Genomic DNA, 26,090 nt, shown 5'->3' with positions numbered 1-26,090 from the left:
CCAACTTTATCGATCAAAAAAACAGTGCGACAGGCACATTGCCGGGGCCGGTAAAAGAGAAAAAGGGGCACCCCTGCCCCTTAATCTATTAACTAACCTTATGAAGAATGAATTGTATAAAAATGCTGATCAATTTGCAGTGCCGTTTTTCACGTCGATCTTAAACGGGGCGGGCTCAGGAAGCCAAAGCTTGCCATCGCCGATCTGAACAGGCATCCATAAATAACGGGAATCCCATTGTTCTTTCGGTTTCCAGATATCCCCCAGGAACAATACTGTGGTATCCTTCTTCCCGCTAACTTTAAGCAATAAGGTAGATTGCGAACTATATGTATTTTTTTCCTTCGGCGCTATGTCTTTAAACTCCGACCACGGGCCTTCCAGGGTCTTTGCTGTGGCATACCGGTTAGGATTGGGCCTCCAGCCGGTAAGCGCTGAGCCTATGGCGTAATAAAGACCCTTATAATGCACTATGGCCCCGCCTTCCATATGTTCGGCTATCAGGCACATTTCCCGGTCAATGCTGAGGCAATCTTCCGAAAGGCGAACAATATGAAACCCGAGCGGACGGTCTTCGAAAACAAGGTATGGCGTACCGTCATCATCTATAAACTGGCCAATGTCCCGGCTTTCGTGCCCCAAAGGTCTGAAGCTTTTCAGGTATTTAAAATCACCGTCAGGGCGGTCGCTTACGGCAATACCAACCCGGGCAAACTTATAGGTCGCATTGTCAAGATGGAAATACATGACATATTGCCGGCTCTTTTTGCTGTAGAAAACTTTGGGCCTTTCCAGCACCCAGCGCTGCCCCAGGTTTTCAGGATCGGTCATCTGAACAACATCGCCTTTGAACGCCCAGTTCGTCAGGTCTTTTGACGCATAACAGCTAACATAACGTTTATTTGAATCCAGTCCACGCCGCCTTTCTTCGCCGTACCAATAGTATGTGTTCTTTATTTTTATAATACCGCCGCCATGTGCCTGGATATGTTCTCCGCGGTTATCGGGCCAAACTTCTCCGGGATTTATGATTTTTTGATGCTGTGCATGTGCCTTGCCGGCAACCAGCAACGTCATGACGGCAATGGTTATTCTTTTTAAAAGTATCTTTTTAATCATTCAGTGTTTTTTGAAAGTCAGGAAATCTTATATACCGTTTTTATGAAAGCACCAGTTCGGTTGTGGCTATCTTACTGCCTTCAGAAAGTTTAATACGCAGTTGATTGATGCCCCTGTGTACATGATTAACTACCGACTGATATTGTAACCCCGTTACTTCAGCAATCTGATCGTAATTCCAATTATCAAAATACCTTAAAAAGATCATCTCCTTCTGGCGCCTTGGCAAGGTATTCAAGGCAAGGGCAAGCATGTGCTCTACTTCTCTCCCGGTTTCTTCCGAAACAAGCACATCTTCCCTCGAAAAAACAATATCGATATCATGACTTGCGGATAAGCCTACAAACTCGGGCCGCGAGGCCTTTAAAAAATTGATAGCAAGTGACCGCGCCGATTTAAAGAAATAGTATTTAACATTTTTAATAGGCCCAAATGTTATCCTCCGCTCCCACATTTTTATAAACAGTTCCTGTAAAACGTCCTGGGCTGCAGCCTCATCTTTAATAATTTTATAGAGGTAGAAATACAAACCGGAATACAGTTCGTCATGTATCCTGCCAAAAGATTTGACATTTCCCTGGAGGGCTTCTTCCCACCATGTAGTTAGCTGGTTACAATTGTTCATATTGGCTTTAAAAACTGGTTTCTCTTTAAACTGGTCGTTACCGACTTTAGGAACCCTGAGCTGAAAACCGATTTACATAATCGATTAAGTAAGTTTGCCTACGGTTCTAATAACTGGTTTATATAAGCTAATATGAATAGATTTTATTCGACAGATGGGACTCAAATTGGTCATTTATGCGGTATAAATTCGGCAATTTATCAATTTACTCAATTGATTAAGCAACGGGAAGAATATTTATAAATAACTACATATCAATTAATTATATTATTTCTTTTCTTAAATACAGGTCTTTTTTGCTTAAGAAAGTCTGATGGATTAGCACCGAACAGTTTAAAAAACTGATCGCGGAAGTATTTGATGCTGTTAAAGCCTGTTTCAATGGCTACTTCATTAACATTCATATCCGACTGGATCAGCAGCTCAGCCGCCTTTCTGAGGCGTATGTAGCGGATGAAGCTATTAACGGTATGGCCCGACAGTGATTTAATTTTACGGTAAAGATTTGAATGGCTCATGCCGATTTCTGAAGCCAGTATTTTGATGTTGAAGTTTTCGTCGGTAATATGCTGCTCAACAATTTCGATACATTTTTCCAGGAAGTGTTTGTACTCATCCGAAATAGTGACATTAACCGATTTCAGGGTAATAGTATTATAAAAATAGCTTTGAAGGTTACTCCTGTTTTGCAGCAGATTAGCAATGCGCGCTACCAGCACATCCTTATCAAAAGGTTTGGATATATAGTCATCGGCGCCGCTTTCCAGCCCTTTGATCTTATTTTCGGCAGAGGAGCTGGCTGTTAGCAAAATCATCGGGATATGGCTCAATTGCTGGTCCTGCTTAATGGTTGAGCAAAGTTCAATGCCATTTAAACCAGGCATCATTACATCGCAGATAATGAGATCGGGTTGCTTTTCTTTCGCTTTCTGTAAACCGGTCAAACCATTATCTGCCTCGTACACCCTGTAGCGGCTTTCAAGAATCGAACAAATGTAAGACCTGATCTCGCTGTCATCATCAATAACCAGGATCCTTTGCTTGTCGGTAAAAATCTTATCAGCTTCAAAATCAATATCATTAATTTGGCCGGCTTCAGCTATCCCCGGCTGGTCTTCAACCATTTCACGAAGCAAAGGCGATAAATCAGCAGCATCGGCTGCCGCTGCCACATCCGGCGGATAATGAGCTGTCCCTTTTAACAGGGTTAAACAAAAATCAGAGCCCTTACCCGGCTCACTTTCAAACAATAATGAGCCGCCGTGATCTATGGTAAACTGGCGGGCCAGGAATAAGCCGATACCAAATCCCCCTTTTGCCGCCTGGCCGTGCGTTTTTGACCTGTAAAACTTTTCGAAGATATGCTTACCCGCTTCCGGAGATATTCCCGGGCCATTATCAATCACATTGATCACCACCTCGTCCGGCCCCGATTGCAGGCCAACGCAAACGGCTTTCCCGGCCGGCGTATATTTAATAGCGTTGGATATAAGGTTAAACAGGATAATCTCAACCTTTTCCCTGTCTCCGTAAATCAGTACCGGCTCTTCCGGCACGTTTAATTCAAAACTGATACCCAAAAGCCTGGCCTGCTGCACAAAACATAAAAATACCTCCCGGCAAACGAGGGTAATGTCCATCGGCGCAATCTGCAGGATCCCCGAGCCCGAATCGGCCTTACGAAACAGCAGCAGCTGATCAACAAGGCTTAACAGCCGCCTTGAATTACGATAAACAATATTAAGTTCCGCACGGTTCTCAGGGCCAATTTTTGCAAGCAAATCCCTTAACGGGTTGATGATGAGCGAAAGGGGCGTACGAAACTCATGAGAAACGCCCGTGAAAAACTCTACGCGCCGGTCGTTCAATTCGCGTTCCTTTTCCTGCAGGTCGCGCTGGTGTGCAGCGGCGGCATTGGCCAGTTGTACCTCATATTTAAGCCGTGTTTCCCTGAACCTATAACGCAGGTACCAGTAAACAACTCCCGCAAGCAACATCGCGTAAATCAGGTAAGCCCAAATGGTACGATACCAGGGCGGCAAAATAATGATATGAAGATGGATTTCACGGCTGATCCATTGCCCTTCGGCATTGGTACAGTTAATTTTTAATGTATACGTACCAGGCGCTAAACGGGTATAAAGCGCGTTACGCTGCCGCCCTGCATAAACCCATCCCCTGTCCCAGCCCTGAAGCATATAACGGTAACCGATCCTATCCTGCGCGGTAAATTCGATAGCTGCGAAACTAACGGCTATTGATGCCAGATCGTAAGGAACCTCTAACGACCGGATAACATTACCGGCATCCGTCTTAACATAGTCGGGATAAGTGCTTATGGGCTTATTGTTAATTTTAATATCAGTTATAACAATGTTGGGAGCATCATGCAGAGGCAGGATTGCCTGCGGATGAAACATCGTGACACCATTGATCCCCCCAAACGCAAGCTGACCATTGTTTAGCCTTAAGCCCGCGTTAAAGTTAAACTCATTGCTCGCCAGGCCATCGCTTTCAAAAAAATTGGTAAAACTAACGGCTTTGGGATCAAAGCGGCAAAGCCCGTTGTAAGTGCTCAGCCACAAATGCTTTTGCGCGTCTTCCAAAATGGCCAGTACCGTGTTATTACTAAGTCCGTTACTGGTGGTATAGTGACGAACTATCTTTTCCTTTGATGCTGAAAAATACAACAAACCGGCCTCCGTACCTAACCACATATCGCCGTTGCCTGCTTTCTGCATTGACCTCACCGCTTTCCCTACCGGATAAAACTTATGTGCGTTGCTTTTTAGATCAATCTTATAAACACCTTCAAAGTTTCCTGCCCAAAGGTTTCCAAAATGGTCTTCGCCCATTGACAGGATGTTGATCAATGCTGCATCATACAACCGGAATTGGTTGTTGTGCTTATCATATAGAAACAGCCCGTCCTGTAAGCCACTGGCCCATAGATTTCCTGAATGATCCAGGTACAAACACCAGAACACTATCCGGTTGGCAACTCCCTGCCTGTCAATGCCCCGAAATGTAGTGAATGTATTGGAGCCCGGCTGATACTGGTTAATGCCGCCCCCATAGGTGGCAATCCAGGTCCTGCCTTCCCTATCCCCGGCAATGCTGGTAACAAAGTTTGAGCTTAGGGTACCTGGCTGTGAAGCATCATGGCGAAAATTGGTGAAGCGATGTGCCTGCCGGTCCCAAATGCTCAATCCGCCGCCGTCGGTACCTATCCACAGCCTGCCATCGGGGGCTTCATATAATGACTTAACAAAATTACTGATAAGACTATTGGCGTTCAGGTCATTATGCCTGATATTTACAAAACGTTCCTTTACCTCATCAATAACATTTATTCCTCCCCGTAATGTACCTATCCACTTTCTGCCTTCGCGGTCTAAAAATAAAGCATAAACAGCATCACTTGAAAGTGAGTGCTCGTCACTCCCCGCAGGCAGATAGGTAATCTTGTCGCGTCCTTTATCCATGATCTGAATCCCGCCGCCGTCAGTGCTCACCCAAAGTGTACTATCGGGCATGACTTGCAGGCTCGTTATCCTGCCCGACTTGAAAGGCCCGTTAAACTCATCAAAAAGACGGTCATATTGCCCTGTTTTGAAATCATAATGGTGCAGGCCCTGGGTTGTGCCTACCCATAAACCATTGCCTTCCGGATAAATGCAGGTAGCGCCGGTAACCGAAGTGTTCAGTAACTTCAAAGTACCGTGTATCGCATCATATGTAAAAAGGCCCGCGCCGCTGATTAGCGCATAGATCTGATTGCCGGCGCCAACATACAACGCGCCAACATTGTAACGCTGTACTGCTTTTCCATTATTATAGTACGGTATAACACGGCCCGTCCGCTTACCTTTATCCATAACGATAAGGCCGTTGGAAAGGGTGGCAATGAAAATACGCCCGGAGCGGTCCGTTTTGATATCCCTGATAAAAGATGTCACGGGTGTTTCTTTGCCGGCCAAAATTGCATACGCCGGAGAAAACTCTTCTGTTACCGGGTTTAAGATACTTATGCCCTGGCGCGTACCTACCCATAAATTATTGGCCGCATCCTCTGCAATACAATTAATAAAATTATGAATAATTGAATGTTGCTTTTCGGGTTGATTGCGGTAAATACGGAAGTCATATCCGTCAAAACGGTTCAGGCCATCATAAGTGCCAAACCACATATAGCCCGAATGGTCCTGGAAAATACATCGTACTTCGCTGTTGGAAAGCCCGTCTTTGAGGCCAAGCCGCTGAATATTGGGCAAAGCAAGCGCTGCGACATTGCTGTTTAAAATCAGTGCTCCTAAAATAATTACACAACACCAACGTGCGGCTGCTTTAAATGGCCGTATACGGGAGGATGCCGATTGTTGAATACTGTTCAATTTGAATATAAGTGCCGCGAAACATTTGGTTCGTATTTCAAAAACTGTCCCGTCGGGTTAAACATTACTCCTGGCGCTTCTTTTTTGGTCCCTGATTTATTTTCTGAACAATTGAATTCCAGCTTTTTTTGATCGTTTGTTCGTCTGCTTTCGGATTCTTTATCTGAAATAGCCCTAAGGGTTCCGCTTCGTTTCGCTTTTTTTTCATAAATCGATACACTATCATGTCTGCACCCTGTAACATTTACTCAAAACAAAAATATAATTATCTGACAAATAATGAGCAAGTATTATATCCGTGTGCCCCCACCGATCCTTTCCCTCCATATTCCCTGCTATTTATCCTTAACAAAAAGGGCTTCCTTTCAGAAGCCTTATTATAACCAACTTAACTAAACCGAACGGTTTATTAGGGGAGAGTTACAACAAAGACAATCCCAAACAGGTTTGATACTCATTTTTTTATTTTTTTTTATTTCGGATAAATTACACCGGTAACCTTTCGGATGAATCCCTTATGATCAGTTTGGTTTTCAATAAAATATTTTGCGAATCGATCATGTGGTTATCCTGCAGCTCTTCCAATAAAATTTTGGTAACCCTGAGCCCAATCTCTGTAATTGGCTGGGCTACAGCGGTTATAGCCGGGTTAAAAAGAGCAAAATTGTTAATATCATCAAATACAGCAACGCCGATATCTTTGGTAATTATCAATCCGGATTCCTTGAGGGCCTGCAGGCCGCTTAAGGCGAGATAGTTGGTTGCAAAAAAAATGGCATCTATATCCTTTTTACTTTTCAGCAGGCTTTTAAGGTTCTGGATCGTTTTGTGAGGACCTTCATTATAGATAATTTCTTTTAGGATAGGCGGCAGCCCATGTTTTTGGAGGGCCGCGTGATAACCGTTAACACGTTCATTCATTTGATCCTGCCCGGCCGCAAGCGTAACCATGGCAATGTTACGGAAGCCGTTATCTATCAAATGCAAAACAGCGGCCTCGCTGCCGCGAAAATTATCGACAAGTACTTTGGAACATTGCAGATCAGGCGAAGCGCGGTCAAACACCACTACCGGGTAACCTTCCTTTACAAGCTGGTTGATATCATCGTCCAAGCCGGCAGTAGGCGCCACGATATACCCATCTACCTGGTAATTTTTAAAGGTTTGCAGCAGATCCCGGGCAATAACGGTAGAATTTTCAGAACTGCCATAAATAACGCGGTAACCTTCTTTATAAATATGCTCTTCCACAACCCTGGCAATGGCCGAAAAAAAAGGGTCGCTGATATCTTCCACAATCATGCCCACCGTTTTACTTTTTCCTGTCCGCAGGCTGGCTGCCAGCCGGTTTGGCCGGTAACCTACCTTTTCAACAAACCTCAGTATTTTATTTTCCAGCGCCACGCTGATGCCATATTGCCTCGCCTTGCCATTAAGAACATAGGAAACAGATGCTTCCGACACTTTTAACGCGGCAGCAATATCTTTCAAAGCCAATTTTTTTTTCATTTCGCCCAAAGCTGGATCCTCCTTAAGTCAAACTAATACAATCGTTAATAATACCGCACAACAAAAGCCCCGCCCTCTATTTTATTTGAGGTCTTATGATAACGGCCTGGCCCCCTTTTGCATCCAGGTCAACAACAAAAGCATCATTGTGCCTTAGCTCAACCTTTTTTACCTGTATGCCGCCCTGTCCGTCATCGCCATAAACAGTAGCGGTGTATACCTTATTTTTTTCCAGGAAATCGAGCTTGAAGCTTCCTCCCCACTTCCGAAAACCTGCAGCGCTACCCAGGTACCAGGTACGGCCTTTACGGCGTGCTACGGTAATGCCTTCGCCTATCTCTCCCTGCACATATTTACTTTCATCCCATACCGTGGGCACATATTTGAAAAAATCAATATCCGTCTCTTCCCGGTAATCCTGCGACCGTCCGTACCAGAAAATTGCTTGCAACGGGTCAAAGTATACAATGGTCAGCGCCATTTGCTGGGCTTTGCTCACCCGGATATTTTTACTGTAATCATTCACCTTATTGGGGTAGCAAAAGGTAAAATCAGCAGGACCGGCCAGGTAACGTGTAAAAGGCAACACGGTATTATGGAAAGCGTCGGGACTGTTTTCATCGCCCCTGACCCCTTCCTGGCTAAGCACATACGGGTACCGGCGGCTCAAACCTGTGGGTTTATAATGATCATGTACGTTGAGTATCATGCCATAGTCATTTACTTTTTTCATGGCCGAATCAAGCCAGGCGAGGCCTTTTTGCGTGCCGCCATCTACAAAGCCAAACTTTAGCCCGCTAACGCCCCACTTTTTATAAAGCGGCAATATGGTATCTATCTTAGCTTTGAGCCCCACATAATTTACATATAAAATAACGCCGATGCCTTTTTGCCTGGCATGGGCAATAATATCGGGCAAGTGAAAATCAGGTAAGTATCTGGTAGGATCAGAGGTAGTTCGAAATTCGGCGCCATACCAGCCTGCATCAACCAAAATGTATTGAAAGTTCATTTTTTGAGCAAAATCAATTCCATCAAGGGCACCCTGCGTATTGATAGGTACCCTGAAAACCTTTCCGGGTTTTACATAATCGGGCACTTCATTACTAAGTGGTTTAACCAGTTTTAGATTAAGCTCACTAAACGCGTGCAAACCTATGGCAGTACTACTGCAACTAATGGTTCGCCAGGGAGTAATGAGACTATCGGTGAACCGGATCAACGAATCCTTCCGAACGGACTGAACGCGGTGGTCGCGGTAAAGGGTATCTGTGTAAAATTGTAACGCCAGGCTATTGGGGCGGCTGCCATGAACCAATACGCATTTGGTATAATTGCGGTTATCGGCTTCGCCTATACTTATGTATGACTGTGCGGCTGTAAGCGTTGAAGGGAGGTCACTGGTACCCGGCAATGAATCGACCATAACCGGCCTGAAAACAGACTCTTCATGATATTGGTAAATACGGTAGTTCGCTGCAAGGTTAAACTCCGTCAGCTCCGATTTAAGTTGTACAATACTATCCCCAAGCCGCTTACAGGCATACCTAAACGCCAGGCTTCCATCATATGCCCGGGCAATTATATCATAATTACCCCTGCCGGATGTGCAATGAAGCGTGAGTTCATTGCAATGATTTACCAGGCTGGCATCCTCCCCCAGCGGCCACAAAAACTTTTCATTGATTTCTTTTTTGGCCGATCCCCTTAACGTGATACCCTGAACTAATGAAGAACCGGTAGTTTCGATCCCTAAACGTGACCAGTTAACAATTAACCGTGTGTTGAAAATTAATCGATAATACAGTTGTCCCTGCTCATCCAATGAAAATTGCGCCCGGGTATGGTTGTCTGGTGAATAAAGCAGGGCAACAACCTTTTGCTTTGCGGACACAGCATTAGTATAAAGAGGGGAAAGGGCTATAAAAAAGGCAAAAAAAAGGTATTTATTCTTCATTGTTCAGGATACGGGGCAACAACAGTAATAAGGACAAGCAATGCTCTTAAATATACTCAAAGAGATCAGTGATTTAATTCAAATTGTTCAGGGTATCTCATTAGGGCACATTATCTCCGCCAAATGCAGTTATTTTTTCCATATAGTTTTTTATTGAGTATGAGAATCCGCATTTATTGTCTTCCTCTATACACTATAAAAATTTCTATGAACAAATTCCTGGTGCTTACATGTGCAGTCGTATTTTTATTAAAAACAGTCAAAGCAGAAATCATAACTTATAAGGCACCCGAAAGTAACTTAGTTAATCATACAATTAAAGTAGATGTGCGGCAGGGCACAGGCAACTGGCAGCCCGTAGATGTATATACCGTCGATGTCGCGGCTCGTTTTGACGCGCAGCGCATTATTAAAAAAACCGCTTTTACTTATTTCGATTGTTCCGGTTCGGTAAAGCTTCGGGTTAAGCTAAACCAGGGGAATATCAAAGAAGTAAGGATCAGACCTACTGCATACGGCATCAAGCCCGAGGTTAAAGGCAACATTGTCGAGTTTGAATTAAGCGCTTCGCAATATGTTTCGTTAGAGGTAAACGGAAATATTTTTGAGAACCTGCAGATTTTTGCAAACCCTATAGAAAGCAGCCGTCCCACAAAAACCGATGCGCAAACGCTTTATTTCGGCCCGGGCATCCATAAAATAGGCCGGATGACCGTCCCTTCAGGTAAAACCGTTTATTTAGCCGGCGGCGCCATTGTTGAAGGATCATTAATTATAGATCATGCGGAAAACGTCAGGATCTGCGGCCGTGGTATTCTTACACAGCATCCTGTACAAAACGACAGCAGCTCAATAAAAAAAACTATAGCAACGCCATCCAAATTCAGGAACGATCATCTGATTATCCAGTACAGTAATAATGTCACTGTTGACGGGATTATTGAGCTCCCAACGGGTTATTCTATTTTGATGGGCGAATCAAAGCATGTGAGTATAAGTAATTTCAAAGCTTTCAGTGCAACCGGTAATGCCGATGGTATCGACATCTTTTGCAGTCAGGATATTAAGCTCGATCATATATACATGCGAAACTCAGACGATTGCATCGCCATTTACGGTCACCGGTGGAATTATTATGGCAATACTTCCGATATTACAGTTAACAACGCCATTTTATGGGCAGATGTAGCCCACCCACTGCTGATAGGCACGCATGGGGATACCGACCACCCGGATACCTTACAAAATATCCGGGTTCAAAATATGACGGTACTTGACCATAACGAAAATCAGCTTGATTACCAGGGCTGCATATCACTTAATGCAGGCGACAGCAACCTGATCAGGAACGCCAGTTTTGAAAATGTGGAGATTGAGGATATCCGCAAGGGACAACTGTTTAATTTAAGGGTGATGTACAACCGGAAATATAACACCTCTCCCGGGCTGGGAATCGAGAACATATTGTTCAGGAATGTCAATTATAACGGCAAGCGGGCAAATATGTCTGTTATAGCCGGCTACGATGACAAACGCGGCATCAGGAACGTTATATTTGAAAACCTGAAGATAAACGGTACCCTGATCTATGATAAAATGCCAGGCAAACCCGGCTTTTATAAAACAAGCGATATGGCCAACATATTTGTGGGTGAACATGTGGACGGGATCCAGTTTTTGAGGAAGGATTGAGGGCTAAACGTAAGATGGGTGTCATCAGCGAAATGAATAATAAGCAAGCCAGGGCAGCAATAATTAAACAACTCCCGTTTGATCAATTATGAAGATGAAATTGAAAATTGCAATTGCAAATCACCTTGTATTATTTTTTATTTGCTGTACCCCTCTTGCAGGTGCATTTGCCCAAAACAACCGGGGAGTACCTGCTCCCAAGCCGTTATTTCGCGACCCTGTATATGATGGGGCGGCCGATCCAACCATAATCTGGAACCGCAGCGAAAAGAAATGGTTTATGTTCTATACTAACCGCAGGGCAAACGACACCACCATTCATGGTGTTGCCTGGGTGCATGGCACCCGCATTGGCATTGCTGAATCTAAAGATGGTGCCAGCTGGAAATACCGTGATACGGCAGATATCGGTTATCGCCCGGATGCAGGGTATACCTTTTGGGCTCCGGAAGTGATTGACCATAATGGAGTGTATCACATGTACCTTACCTATGTTCCCGGTATCTTTACGGATTGGAACCATCCTCGCACCATCATCCATCTTACCAGCAAAAACCTGCTGAACTGGAAATATGAATCGACCTTAAAACTGGTGAATGAAAAGGTAATAGATCCATGTGTATTGCAATTGCCTGATGGCACCTGGCGCATGTGGTATAATAACGAAACAGACCATAAATCGATCTTTTTTGCTGATAGCCCCGACTTGTACCACTGGACTGATGGCCGGAAAGCGGTGTTTGACCAACCCGGCGAAGGCCCGAAGGTTTTCAGGTGGAAAAACAAATATTGGATGATCACTGATGTTTGGAAGGGGCTTGCTGTTTATTCTTCAAACGATCTGGAAAACTGGGCCCGGCAACCGGGTGGTGATTTGCTGGCAACACCCGGCAATGGTATTGACGATGGTGCCATTGGCCATCATTGTGATGTAATTGTAACGCCCGCGGGCCGGGCCTATATTTTTTATTTTGTACATCCCGGCGATGGCGCGGCAACGGGCGGCGCTACCAAATATGATAAACAACGTAGCAGCTTACAGGTAGCCGAACTCAAATTAACTGATGGCAAACTTACATGCAACAGAAATGAAGCAACCCAGCTTGTTTTGAAGTAACAGCGTGATAAAAAGTTAAGCATCCTCGTTTATTTTTTAACGTTATTACGTGAGCGTTCACGCTCACCTGAGGCAAACAGTCGAGTGCGGATGCTTACCCGCAATGTCATTAAGTTTAGGAAAATCCCCCAGAGGGGGAACAGGTTTGTAGCAACATACATATTCAAAACAACCGTGCCAGAGGTACGGAACACCGGAGTTGTGTACCGCTGGCACACCAGAGATCTATGCGAATTTGTTTCTACAAGCCTTTTGCACCTCTGGTGCAGTTGTCAGTCTCTTAACTTAATGACATTGCGCTTGCATGTGCGAGTTTTTAAAAGCTAAAATTAGAATGCCCCTCTCTCTCTCAAGAGTTTTTTTTAAGTCTTAACGCTCCACCCATACAAAGCAGCTTATTTCAAGCGCTTTAACATCATAAAAATTTCAAAAAACACCACGTTGCTGTGAGTATAATTTACAGCAGTCATTGTCTTTGGTGTGTCCGATTATAAAACTGTTTTGTTCCACGTCCTTACACGACTTCCAAACATACCGGAACGGCAGTAAATATGTTTACCTAAACAATTAAACCATGAAAAAACTTTTTACGCTTTGTAATTATTTGACAGGTACGTACCGGCGGATAAGGCTGCTGCTATTCTCACTGTCGGTGTTTGCGACGATGAGCGTCCGCGCCCAAACGTTTGTCCACCCTGGTGTGGCCTTTAACCGGGCCGATTTAGATCAGTTGAAAGCCAACATTAGCCGCGAACCATGGCTATCCGGTTATAATGCATTTAAAAACGACTCGCATTCACAATTGGGTTATGGGCAAAAAGGGCCCTTTGCAACAGTTACAAGGGCACCCAACCTAAACAACAGCGCCTGGATTGACGACATGCAGGCTGTTCATAACCTGGCCTGGATGTGGTGGTTTACAGGCGATTCTACGTATGCCCGCAAAGCTACTAACCTGCTTGATGCCTGGGCGGTAACCAATACTACCTGGGGTGGCGGAGAATCTATGCTGGATATTGGCGACTATGCACAGTATTGGGGCGTAGGTGCCGAAATCCTTCGATCTACTTTTCCTGGTTGGACCGCAGCCAATACACAGCATGTAAAAAGTTATTTTGCCAATGTTTTGTTTCCAACTTCCTGGGTACCCAGCCCCTTGCGCGATGCGAATAAAGGGGCTCTTCAGTTAAAAATAGCGCTTGCCGCATCAGTTTTTTGTGATGATGTCACCCGGTTTAACCAGGCGGTGGAAGTGTACCGGATGGATGCCGGCGGAGGTATGCGCAATTCGTTGCCCGGTGGTGAAGTAGGAGATTCGGGCCGCGACGACCATTGGCGTGTGCAGGCAGCAGCATTGGCCTGGGGCGCGGAAGTTGCCTACAAACAGGGTGCAGATATGTTCGCCGAGCTGGATAACCGGGTATTGGCTATCGGTGAGCTGTATCATAAATACGCTTTTGACGGAGCAACAATGACCTTTATCCCGTTGGGAGGCTATGCAAGCTTTTGGACCAACTGGGGAATTCAACCCGGGGCAAGGACCGGCGATATGACTAATATTATTTACAGCGCTTATGCTGTACGCAAGGGTATCCCTACCCCTAATACCGACAGAATGAGGGCTGCGTTAATGCAGCCTGGCTCCACCAATTATTCTCCGGCCGGCGGCAATTTCTTATACCTGAAATCATCAGATACATCTACCGCGGTTAAGTTGCCCCAGGTATATTATCCTGCTGATCATGTGCAGCCGGTGAGCAACCTTACCAATATTGACATCGGTAATACCGGATTAGCGGGCAGCGCCGCCTACAATAACGGGATTTGGACACTTCAAGGCGCCGGAACTTCCACCAGTAATGCTTTCAGCTTTAATTTTAAGAAAATTAGCAGCGATGCCGGACTGGTAGTAAAAGTTGAGAATATGTCGTTAAATACCGGTGGTTGCGGGGTCATGTTACGCCAATCGCTGGCCCCTGGTTCGGCTTTTTATGATATTTTCCTTAAAGCGACAGGCGGTGCCGGAAACCACTACCAACCCAAAGCGCCCTGGTGGTTAAAAATTGAGCGCGTCGGCACCCGCATATTTACATACCATTCGCAGGATGGCATCAGTTGGACCAATCTTGGTTGCTGGTATTCTGCAACAGGTTTCCCCACTGATTTGTATGCCGGATTTTATACCCTTTCCAGTAATAACTCGGCGCTAAATACGGCCACGTTCAGTAATGTGGCTTATAGTCAATCCGCACCTGCCGGATCTCCGGAGATTAGCAGTGCTACCACAGCTACAGCTACCAATGGTGCGCCTTTCAGTTATAACATCATAGCCAGTGCTAATCCATCTTCTTATAGTGCCAGCGGCCTGCCGGCAGGGCTTAGCATTGATGCGGCTACCGGTATCATCTCGGGCACACCTACCGCGTTAGGGCAAAGTGAAATTACGATAGCCGCCACTAATGCCAGCGGCACCGGTACGGCAACCCTTATGCTGAATGTGGTCAATAACCAGGCGCCGGCAGCGCCGGCTTCGGCTACAGCAGCTGTTGTTAATTCTACACAAATTAATATTACCTGGGTAGCTTCAGCCAATGCTACCAGCTATTCGGTAAAACGGTCGTCGTCATCCACCGGGCCGTTTACCACAATACAATCAGGTATAACCAACACATCATATATTGATGCCAGCCCGGTACCTGAAGTAAACAATTATTATGTAGTGACCGCGCTTGCCGGAACATTGGAAAGCGGAAACTCAAATGTTATTTTTTCGTCCGTACCGCCGGCTGCCCCGACGCAGCCTGCAGCTGTTAATAAAAATAACGAGGTTGACTTGAGTTGGAACGGCGCTTTGGGAGCAGCTACTTATAATGTAAAACGCGCTACCATAAGCGGCGGCCCTTATACTACTGTAGCCAATGTTTCAACTACAACGTATGCGGATCTGAATGTAAGCAACGGAAGCCCATACTATTATGTTGTTTCATCTGTTGGCCAAACCAAAGAAAGCTCCAATTCGGCCGAAACATTTGGCGTACCCGGTTCAAGTTCTTCAACATGGAGCCAGCAGCCCGAGTCCGACTCGCTTACCCTGGCCCGGAACTGGCAGGAAAACGCGACACCGGTTAATCCAGCCATTATTACTTTTCAAAATAGTGCAGATACCGTACTGACCAACGATATTCCAAACCTCGTAGCCTCGAGGATCCAGTTTAATGCAAACGCCAGCAACTATACGATTGACGGCGCAGCAATTCATTTGCGAAATGACCTGGTTAATAACAGCTCTGGGTATCAAACCCTGAAGATGCCTGTAACCCTCGATACATTACTCAATGTAAACACCCCCAATGTGAGCGGCACTGTAGCATTAACCGGGCAAATAACAGGCACAGGCAGCCTGCTCAAGAACGGTATCGGGTTCCTGTACGCAGGAGGCAATAATACCTACTCCGGTGGTACTATACTCAACGGAAACGGGCAAAGCTGGCCGCCGGTTTATGGGATGGAGATATCAGGAACAAGCACCGGAGCACCATCCGCCCCCACTTCAGGTCCGCTTGGTACCGGAAAAATTACGATGAACGGCGGCGCGCTTTTTTCGGCCAACGGCGATGCTACCTTGTACAACGATATTGAAATCGCTGCCGGAAAAACCAGTTATTTTTACCAAACCAGCAACGCATTGAACCTTTACGGGCGGCTTACCGGAAGCGGAACAATCATTCAGGATGGTAACGTATATGCGGGGCTCCACCTGTTTGCTGATAACAGCAGCTTTACCGGATACTTTGTATCCAAGCTACGCAGCGGCAACTCACGTACCCGCTTTGAAGTGCCGCAATCAGGCAGCGCGAATGCATCATGGAACCTCGACGCCAACGGTAACGATTGCCAGGGCATCATGTTCCCGACAGGTACTATCAGCTTTGGCTCATTGAGTGGCAGGGGCGCTATCCGAACAGATGGAGGCGGCAGCCCAACCATAAGCATTGGGGCGCTGAATATAACAACCAACTATGGTGGCACGATGACCGGAACCATGAACGTAGAAAAGGTTGGCACAGCGGTTTTAATATTTAGCGGCAACCAGGCTTATTCAGGTACAACGACGATAAAAAACGGCACTTATTTGCTCAATAACGATCCTAACAGCGGCACATTCACCAGTCCGGTGGTTGCAGTGGCCGGCACGTTTGGCGGCAGCGGCAAAAGCACATCATCGGTTACTATTGGTACAGGCTCAGGTACAGGAGCGGTACTGGCACCCGGTAACCAGGCCATCGGCACCATAAAAGTGGGCACCCTCACCATGAATGCCGATGCTACCTATAAAGCAGAGTTAAGCACCAGTTCGGCCACCAGTGATAAGATAAGTACAGCCGTTGTTAATTTAGTGAATCAACCTAAACTGCAGGTCATAGCTATCGACTCGACAAGCCTGGCCCAGGGAAGTTCGTTCACTATCATTGATAACACCGGAAGCGCGGCAATATCCGGTACATTTAAAGGCTTGCCCGAACTTGCTCCGGTAACCGTTGGTAGTTTTACACTGCGCATCAGCTATAAAGGCGGTACGGGCAATGACGCTGTGCTGCTGGACGACCGGCCATTACCGGTAATTATCACCAGCGCGCCAACGGATACTGCGCTGATAGGAAAACCTATGACTTATACGGTAACAGGAATTAAGTCGCCCAACCATTTTTCGGCCAGCGGATTGCCGGCCGGGTTACAAATTGATTCTTTATCAGGCAAAATTTCAGGAACACCAACGGAATCAGGCACCTTTAATGTAAGCCTGTCGGCAGGCAACGGCAGTACAACAGGTACTTCAGCATTGGTGCTTACGGTACTTAGCAGTGCTGTAAACTCTTTGACAGTTGCCGCGGGCGATGCCAAAAACATCCTTGAATGGCAATCACTTCCGGGGTACAGTTATAACGTTAAACGTTCAACAACTTCCGGCGGGCCATATAACACACTTGGCTCAGTAAGTAACCTTATCTTCACCGACAGCAATGTGAGCAATGGCACAACTTATTTTTATGTGATAGCCCCTGCAGACAGTACCGGCGAAGGTACCAAAAGCACAGAAGTGGTTGCTAAACCCAATGCCGGGCAACGCGACTTTTATCAATTTGATGAGGTAAGCGGCAGCAAAGGCATTGATGCCTGGGGTGCCAATCATGCTGCACTCGCGGCAACAGCAAGTCGTGCTGCGGGTAAATTTGGAAAATCTTTGCTGCTTGATGGTTCGGCGAGCGCTTATGCAACATTGCCTGCCGGTATTTTCAGTACCCTGAACGATTTTACCATATCTGCCTGGGTGCGGATGGACGCCATAAGTACCTGGATGCGTGTTTTTGACTTTGGCTCAAGCACCACCCAATACATGTTCCTTACTGTACAGGCCGGTGTTACCAACGGGCAGTCAACCATTCGTTACGCTACTAAAAATGGCTCGGCTGCAGAACAGAATATCAATTACAATTACACCTTCCCACTAAATACCTGGACCTACCTGGCGGTAACACGGGCAGGCAATACCACTACACTGTATGTAAATGGTACATCAGTCGCCTCTTCAACAAATATTACCATCAAGCCATCGGCACTCGGGAGCACCACACAAAATTACCTGGGCAAATCGCAGTTTGCCGATCCGATGTTCAAAGGCTCCATTGATAATTTCAAGATCTATGGCAGGGCATTAAGCAGCACCGAAATTGCTGCCGATGTGTTGGGCGATCAAACAATAACCTTCGCCTCCATCGATGGAAAAACATTTGGCGACGCGGATTTTGTGCCCCCGGCAACAGCTTCATCAGGTTTGGCGGTTTCCTACAGCAGTTCAGATACTACTGTTGCCAGTGTAATTAATGGCGCCATCCACATCAAAACAGCAGGCACCGCAACAATCACAGCTTCCCAGCCTGGCAACACCAGCTTCAAAGCAGCTACCCCAATCAATCAAAGCATCACCATCGGTAAAAAAGCACAAAGCATCACGTTTAATGCAATACCAACGAAGACAGTTGCCGACAGCGATTTTATGGCCGGTGCTGTAGCCAGTTCTGGCCTTGCGGTAAGCTATAGCAGTTCGGACAGTACGGTAGTTCAGGTAGTTGGTGGAAAACTGCACATCACCGGTGCGGGTACGGCCGTGATCACCGCCTCGCAGGGTGGGAATGCCAGTTACCTTCCAGCCTCGCCGGTTACACAAACGCTTACCATTAACAAACTGAGCCAAAGCATCAGTTTTGCCGCGTTACCTTTAAGCAGGCCTGGCGATGCAGATGTCAGCCTAAGTGCGACAGCTACTTCCGGGCTTCCGGTTGTTTACACCAGCTCAAACTTAAACGTAGCTACGGTCATCAATAACAAGCTGCATATTGTAGGTGCAGGCAGCAGCGCTATTACAGCGCAGCAAGGTGGCAACACTCGTTTTGACACGACAGCGTCAAGCAAAACCTTCACCGTATTGCCATACAATGTCCAGGTACAATCCTCCGACGGAGACAACAACCAGCCCGTAAACAATCTCATTAAGCCATTTCTGAAAATTGTTAACCAGGATTCTGTCGCCATTAATTTAAACGAGCTGACCATGAGGTATTGGTTTACCGCGGAAAATTATGCCGGGATCAATTCATGGATTGATTACGCCCAAATGGGGAACAGTAACGTTACCATGAAATACGTTCAATTACCCAACCCGCGCACAGGCGCCCTGGGTTATATAGAATATGGTTTCCTGAATAACGGCCAACTCAGCGCAGGCGGTAATTCAGGGGCTATTCAATCGAGGTTTGCCAACCAGGACTGGTCAAACTTTTCGGAGGCCGATGATTATTCATACCTGCCATACACCGGGAGCTATGCTGCAAACAGTCATATCACCCTTTACCGCAACGGGCAGTTGATTTACGGTACCGAGCCTGCCGCAGCTACAGCTACCACGGCTTTTACTGTATCTTATCAAAACCAAAATCAAAGCACTTCCGGAAATACGATCAGTACCTACCTGGCGCTTAACAATACCGGAAACGTGCCTGTCAATTACAGCGATCTTTCCGTTCGTTACTGGTTTAGCCGCGAAGGCACAGCAGGATTGAATTTCTCGGTAAGCTACGCCAAACTGGGCAACAGCAAAATCAACAACCGGTTTGTTACTTTAAGCCCCCCTTTAACCGGGGCAGACACCTATCTTGAATTAACCATCGATCCATCGGCAGGTTCATTTTACCCCCTAAGTAATACCGGTAACATTCAATACCAGGTTAATAAAACAGACTGGTCGGCATTTAACGAGGCCAATGATTATTCGTTTGCTGCTAAAGCTGCTATGGCGCTTAACAGCCATATCACCGTTTATTATAAAGATCAGCTGATTTATGGAACGGAACCTACATTGCTCAGCAGCAATTCGCTGGCTTCAACCATAGGTCAAAAAACCGGTATTGTACAGGATAACAGCGCACCTATCGGTACTGTTCAAAACAATGTGATCTACCCAAACCCGGTGGCTGCACGCAGCTTCAACATTAAACTAACGCCCGACCTGGAGCAGAAAGAGATCAACCTGGTTATCCGGGATAATTTTGGCAAGGTTATGCAAAGCGGCAGGTATCGTGGTTTTGGCGGTAACCTTGGGGTTCAGTTAACCCGGTCATACATGACCGGTGTTTACTTTGTTCAGATCAACAATCTGGCACCATTGCGCATGATAGTAAGCCCATGATTTTAGCTAAAAGCCTAATGCACATAGCTTAAGGCTAAAACTTTAAAACGTGAAAAGGGATGGCAGTGCTGCCGTCCCTTTTACGTTTACAGGAATTCCCTTTACTCCAGACAGAGAAAACGCTTGACGGATTGAATATTAATACTCAGTAGCCCCAATATCAAAAGCAGTACCCGATGGGCGTACAGCATCATAATAATCAAATTTTATGCTGTATGACAAAACGTTTGCCCCCTGATCGATAAGCGGCGATGACGGTTGTAAATGGAAATCATCTCCGGCATAATTTACAAACCCGCAAACGCTTACATCTGTATTTACATAATTATTTGATTCGGTAAGTTTAACGCTGGTGCTTTTTACAATTATCGGCTGTACTGATGCCGATTGTATGATAGCATTATTAATAACGGTATTCATGGGGATAGTTTCGGAGTTTAACTTTATACCGCCTAAAACGGAGCCTACAATGGTATTATTGATAAACTGAAAATTCGGGCCTGGCGTATACCGTGAATCAGCAAAAATACCGTAAGCTTTCGAGTCAATAATATAATTATTGAATACCTGGTTATCGCCAAGACCAAGAACAATGATACCATTGCCGGGCGCATTCTTAACCAGGTTGTTATAGCATTGGCCACCGGTACCTTCCCCTATTTGTATACCATTATTTTGATAGGAAGCAAACGGACTTATCCCCGGATTTTTAACGGTGTTATTATAGATCATACATCCCGACGTAGCACTGCCAACCTGGATCCCTTCGGCACCGGTAGAGTCAACAAGGTTTTTGTAGATCCTGGCATTCACGATATCGTGAGGTAAAACCGTACCGCAGGAAGTTGAAACGCCATTCTGATAAAAAGAATTTCCTATATAAAGGCCTTCCCCTCCTGTTTTGTGAACGTAATTATCATGAATTATTACATTACTCATCGTAAAATTGCCCCGCCAGGTTGCAGCGTCGCATGACGGATCGGTTTTTGCCATGATCCCTGCAAACCCGCTGTTACGGACCTCAACATTCGCGATCTCAAAGTCCGAGCTCAGATAGTCCATCGTCATGCCGATGTTGCCGCCGTTTATATCAAACCCGTACTTAATCGAGGAAACTCCATTTCCCATTACCTTGAAATACTGGCAGTTTTGTGTCTTAAATGCATAAGAGGCGGTAGTTTCAGCAGTGAATGACACCCTTCCACCCTGGTTGACAATTAAAATTGGAGCGGCGGCTGTACCTTTAAAGTTTTTAAGCAGCAAGGCCCCACGTTCACCGGCGGGGATATATATTATAGCCCCCGCGGGGATATTTGTTCCGTCAACCATCCACTCGGTAGTTTTAACGGTGTAAGTATAGGTAGTTACCGGCCTTGTTTTCAAACTTTGCAGTTTCCCATCCTGCTCCGGAATTGAACTTGCCGGTGTTTCAATTTTGTTTATACTTTTTGAACACGCCAAGCATGATATTACCAGCATACCAGCTATCATGCTTAGTAAGTAATTGTTATTTCCCATTTATTAATCTGAAAGAGTTTTGATAATCAACCATTCCCTGTTGTGCGGAACCGGCAGTTCTACGTTATTTTTTCAAATATTGTTGCCCGCACAATTAAATCGCCCGCTTGCGGCATTCAGGGACTCCGATAATAAACAAGAATTGTAAAAAAGAGGGTTGCTTTAACAGCATATGCCTTGCATGGGGCCATCGCCGATGCAAAAGGCTTGCAGCTTATAACTGAGTGGAATTACCCTCCCGGACGCCCGTATTATTATATAAAGATCATTGCCGCTGACTTAGCCTGATAGTCCATCCCGGTAAGATTAAACCTGTTTTACTTTATTGCGCTTAGCCTGCTGGTATTCAGTTGGCGTAGTACCGAATTGTTTCAGGAAATTACGGCCCAGGTGTGATTGAGAACTGTAACCTACCATGTTGGCTACTTCGTAGATCTTATAATCACCTTCTTCCAATAATTGCGCGGCGGCTTTGAGGCGGGTGATATTGATAAGCTCGTTAATAGTAAGGTTGGATATAGCTTTAACTTTGCGGTACAGCGTTGGCTTACTCATATTCATGAGATTGGCTATCTGCTCCACATCAAGCTCGGCGTTTTGGATGTTTTTGTAGATAACACCGTTTAATTTATCCAAAAAGCTTTCATCAGGTTTGGAGTAAGCCATCGACTTGATATGGGCCAGCGGCGAACTTGCAAAATGCTCTCTGATCTTATTGCGGTTGATAAGCAGGTTAGCTATCTGCACCTGCAAATGTTCGGGCGAAAACGGTTTTTCGATATAGGCATCGGCACCAACTTCCAGGCCTTCAATTTTACTTTGCAGGGTATTTTTTGCAGTTAGTAATATAATAGGGATATGGCTGTAATCGAAATTGGTTTTAATGGTTTTGCATAGTTCAAATCCATCTATTCCCGGCATCATTACGTCGCTTATAATAAGCTGGATGTTCTCTATGCCTATCATATCCAGCGCTTCCTGTCCGTTAAGGGCTTTAATAACCGAATATTTGTCGCTCAGATCATCCGAAATAAAATCAAGTATTTCCGGGTTATCATCTACTAAAAGTATAACTGGTTTCATAAAGTCAATATTCTCCTCTCTGTTACTTAGGTCTGCCTGCTCATATTCATCGGGGGTAATATGCAGGTCGAATTCTTTTTCCTGGTGAACAGGCAAAGTAAGGTTAAATATATTAAAATCGTTAATAGATTTATTCAACACCAATAAGCCCTTGTGCAACTCGGCTAACGAGCGCGATAACGAAAGCCCTATCCCGGTGCCAATTTGCTTTTCCGACCCTTTCATCCTGAAGAAAGGCTCAAAGATCTTTTCGCGCATTTCGTAAGGGATCAGGTGCCCGCTGTTTCTTATTTCGATGGTAAAGGTGGGGTCGTTTTCCGCATGATCGAGCAGTTCGATCTCTACAACCGATGTACTGTATTTAATAGCGTTGTTAATGAGGTTACTTATAATTTTGGTGAATGCCTCAATATCAACATAAGCATAAACGGTTTTAACCGGATGTATAAAGGTATAGCTGAGGTTCTTTTGTTCGGCCATGGGCTTAAACCGCAAAAAGGTATCGGCAAGCAGATCCATAATATCGGTTTTAACAAAGCTGAGGCTAAAGCCATTGGTTTCGGTTTTTCTGAAGTCAAGCAGTTGGTTGGTAAGATCGAGCAGCCGGTTGGTATTCTTTTCCATGATCTTCAGGTTGTTTTGAATATCCGGAACATGCTCCGCCCGCCTGATCACTTTTTCCATTGGCCCTTTAATAAGCGTTAAAGGTGTACGGATTTCGTGGGCCACATTAGTGAAAAACTCGATCTTGGCATTATAGATCTGTTTCTCCTTGTCATTTTCAAGGGTTTCGATAATACGTTTGTTTTTCTCGCGGGTTTTACGGTGATAGCTTCTGAGCAGGTAGTAACCTGTTAGTAAAAACAACAGGCAGTAAGCAATGTATGCCCAAACGCTTTCCCAAAAAGGGGGCGCTATATCAATTTCAATACTTGTTTCTTTTTGGGTCCAGGTGCCGTTATTGTTTGCCGCTTTTACTACAAAGGTATAATGACCGGGCTGCAATTGCGTAAAGTAAACTTTTCGGTTGCGTTTAAGTTCGGTCCAGCCTTTATCCAAACCTTTCATCGTGTATTTATATTGGGTCATTTCGGGCGATGGAAAGCTCAGCGCCGCGAAATCAATGCTGAATGAAGATTGGTTATAATTAAGGTTGATTTTTTTTGTGGTGATAATAGACTGTTTTAATAATGAATCGGGACCGTTAACAGAGATCTCTTTATTGTGCACCTGGAAACCGGTTATATAAACCGGGGCTACAAAGTAATTTTGCTTAAAACTGGCAGGGTTAAAGCTAACCATACCACGTACACAACCAAAGTACATGGTGCCGTCGGCATCTTTAAAAGACGAGTTGTAGTTAAACTGATCACTTAACAAGCCATTGGCTTTTGTGTAAATTTTGATGCTTCCGGTATTATCATTAAAGCAAACCAGCCCCCGGGTAGTGCTGATCCATAGATTTTTATGGCTGTCTTCTTCCAGCCTGAAAATGTAATTGCTCGGAAAGCCGTTACCGGTGTCATAAAACTTATAACTATCGGTTTCGGGATCGTATCTCCATAAACCCAAACCCTCGGTAGCAAACCATAATTTGTGGTTACTATCCTCAAAAACGCCGTTAACCGTGGTGGTGTTAAGCACATTTTTAACGGGGTAACGATAGTTTAGCTTAGTACTTGTATTGTTTGCCGGATTGTAACAGTAAATACCATCCCGTACCGTGCCAACCCATATCTTGCCTTTATGGTCTTCGGTTATGGCGTAAATGAAATCATATGGGGGTAATTTATCTATCAGGGTAAAATCTTTACGTGCCAAATTATACCTGTAAATGCCGCGGGTAGTACCAACAAAAATAAGCCCGCTGCGGGTTTTGCAAAAGCAAATTATAAAGTTGCTTTTGAGATCATTATTTCGGTTACCGGCCAGGTAAACGCGTTCAACCTTGCCGGTTTTAATGTTCATGATATCCAGTCCCCGTTCAAAAGTACCTACAAACAGTTCATTGCCTAAGGCTAATATACCGTGGATGTTGGTATTGGAGATGCTGGCACTCCCGCCGGGGGTATAATGGGTCCAGGTATTATCAGGCGCTAATTTGTTTAATCCGTTATCTTCGGTCCCCATCCACAGGTTGCCGTATATGTCTTTGGTAATTTCACGCACCACGTTTCCTTTAAGGGAATTTGGCTCGGGATCAGGGTAAAATTTATTAAAGGTTGAATATTGTTTAGGGTAATAGTTGAGGCCGCCAAAGTAAGTGCCTGCCCAAACCCCGCCTTCCGAATCCTTGTAAAGGCAATAAACGGCGTTATCCGATATGGAATAAGGATCATTGAAATGCTTTCTGAGATTAAGGAATGTCCCTTTTACCGAATCATAAATAAACACGCCCGATTCAGTGGCTATCCAGTATTCAGTGTCGCTGTATTTTAAAAAATCGCGCACGTAAACAGCCGTTTTATCCGGGTTGTAGTTAAGCAGGTCCTTGTAGGTATAGGTTTCAGCATTAAATTCCTTAAAACCATGACTATTGGTACCTACAAATATTTTGTTGTTACCGGCATAATAAATCTTCTCAATAAACTTTGAGGTAACTTTATCAGTTGGCTTAAACACGTTGTAAGCGGTAAAAGTGCGGCTTGCCCGGTCAAATTTCTCCATTGCGCCGGTTGAAGAAGAAGCCCACACTGTACCATTAATGATTACTACAGACGTAGCCTCAAAATGCTGCGAAGGCCAGTAATCAGTTCTTTCGCCGGTTTTTGTGTTATATCTTATTAATGAAGCTCCGGCTACAAACCAGCAATTATCATGTTCATCAAAAGTGATACTGCGCACACCGTTAATATTTGCCGTATTGATATGTGTAAATGTTTCTGACAGGGGATCATACTTATCAAGGCCCTCGTCGGTACCTATCCAAAGCGTACCTTCTTTATCAAGGCACAGGGTATGCACCATGTTGTTGGAGATGGTGCTCTTATTTGCAGGGTTATGTCTGAACGTTTTAAAGGTATAACCATCAAAACGGTTCAGGCCGTCCTTAGTACCAAACCACAAAAAGCCGCGCCTGTCCTGCATGCTGCAGTAAACGGTATTATGCGATAACCCATGCTCAACCTGGTAATGCTTGAAGTAGTAGGTCTGGGCATTGCAAATACCGCATGATACTGTAAAAAATAATAGAAATATGTATAGTGGTTTCAAAATAATCAGCTTAACGCAAATATAGCCAATCTGTTGCAGCGTTTCCCTTCTCCCGAAAATTGATACTTTTTGACTAAGTATTGATATGATTTGGTTAAGCGCCGGGGCCAAAATCCTTT

At 45.1% G+C, this 26,090-nt stretch carries 10 protein-coding genes; 3 read left to right on the top strand and 7 right to left on the bottom strand.

Annotated elements, in window-relative coordinates; all coding sequences use genetic code 11:
* Positions 1-129: 129 nt before the first annotated feature.
* The 5 genes from MusilaSJ_RS21550 to MusilaSJ_RS21530 form a co-directional block, all read right to left on the bottom strand.
* Positions 130-1,119, bottom strand: coding sequence for a family 43 glycosylhydrolase (locus MusilaSJ_RS21550; RefSeq protein WP_274986868.1), 990 nt, complete (start codon positions 1,117-1,119; stop codon positions 130-132).
* A 40-nt stretch (positions 1,120-1,159) separates the two neighbouring features.
* On the bottom strand, positions 1,160-1,744 hold the full coding sequence (locus MusilaSJ_RS21545) for an RNA polymerase sigma factor (RefSeq protein WP_274986867.1): 585 nt from the start codon (positions 1,742-1,744) through the stop codon (positions 1,160-1,162).
* Between the two features lie 254 nt (positions 1,745-1,998).
* Positions 1,999-6,138 (bottom strand): hybrid sensor histidine kinase/response regulator, encoded by a 4,140-nt coding sequence (locus tag MusilaSJ_RS21540; protein ID WP_274986866.1) that lies wholly within the window; start codon positions 6,136-6,138, stop codon positions 1,999-2,001.
* A 486-nt stretch (positions 6,139-6,624) separates the two neighbouring features.
* Positions 6,625-7,647 carry a substrate-binding domain-containing protein gene (locus MusilaSJ_RS21535; protein ID WP_274986865.1) on the bottom strand — a complete coding sequence of 341 codons (1,023 nt, stop codon included), beginning with the start codon at positions 7,645-7,647 and terminating at the stop codon, positions 6,625-6,627.
* Between the two features lie 76 nt (positions 7,648-7,723).
* On the bottom strand, positions 7,724-9,604 hold the full coding sequence (locus tag MusilaSJ_RS21530; protein ID WP_274986864.1) for a glycoside hydrolase family 97 protein: 1,881 nt from the start codon (positions 9,602-9,604) through the stop codon (positions 7,724-7,726).
* Between the two features lie 207 nt (positions 9,605-9,811).
* Between MusilaSJ_RS21530 and MusilaSJ_RS21525 the strand changes: the two genes are divergently transcribed.
* From MusilaSJ_RS21525 to MusilaSJ_RS21515, 3 genes are all read left to right on the top strand, one after another.
* Complete coding sequence (locus MusilaSJ_RS21525; RefSeq protein ID WP_274986863.1) at positions 9,812-11,296, top strand: glycosyl hydrolase family 28 protein; 1,485 nt, start codon at positions 9,812-9,814, stop codon at positions 11,294-11,296.
* Positions 11,297-11,390: 94 nt separating this feature from the next.
* Positions 11,391-12,413, top strand: a complete 1,023-nt coding sequence (locus MusilaSJ_RS21520) for a family 43 glycosylhydrolase (protein ID WP_274986862.1) — start codon at positions 11,391-11,393, stop codon at positions 12,411-12,413.
* 574 nt (positions 12,414-12,987) lie between these two features.
* On the top strand, positions 12,988-20,157 hold the full coding sequence (locus tag MusilaSJ_RS21515) for a cellulose binding domain-containing protein (RefSeq protein WP_274986861.1): 7,170 nt from the start codon (positions 12,988-12,990) through the stop codon (positions 20,155-20,157).
* Between the two features lie 138 nt (positions 20,158-20,295).
* On the opposite strand, the gene MusilaSJ_RS21510 is transcribed toward MusilaSJ_RS21515, so the two are convergent.
* Both MusilaSJ_RS21510 and MusilaSJ_RS21505 read right to left on the bottom strand, forming a co-directional pair.
* Positions 20,296-21,675, bottom strand: a complete 1,380-nt coding sequence (locus MusilaSJ_RS21510; RefSeq protein ID WP_274986860.1) for a right-handed parallel beta-helix repeat-containing protein — start codon at positions 21,673-21,675, stop codon at positions 20,296-20,298.
* 306 nt (positions 21,676-21,981) lie between these two features.
* Positions 21,982-25,971: a hybrid sensor histidine kinase/response regulator transcription factor gene (locus MusilaSJ_RS21505; protein WP_274986859.1), complete on the bottom strand. Its 3,990-nt coding sequence runs from the start codon at positions 25,969-25,971 to the stop codon at positions 21,982-21,984.
* Between the last annotated feature and the right edge of the window lie 119 nt (positions 25,972-26,090).

Source organism: Mucilaginibacter sp. SJ, assembly GCF_028993635.1.
In the GTDB taxonomy this organism is placed as follows: Bacteria; Bacteroidota; Bacteroidia; order Sphingobacteriales; family Sphingobacteriaceae; genus Mucilaginibacter.
Note: the sequence above shows the minus strand (reverse complement) of the source record. Positions and strands in the feature narration are given on the sequence as shown.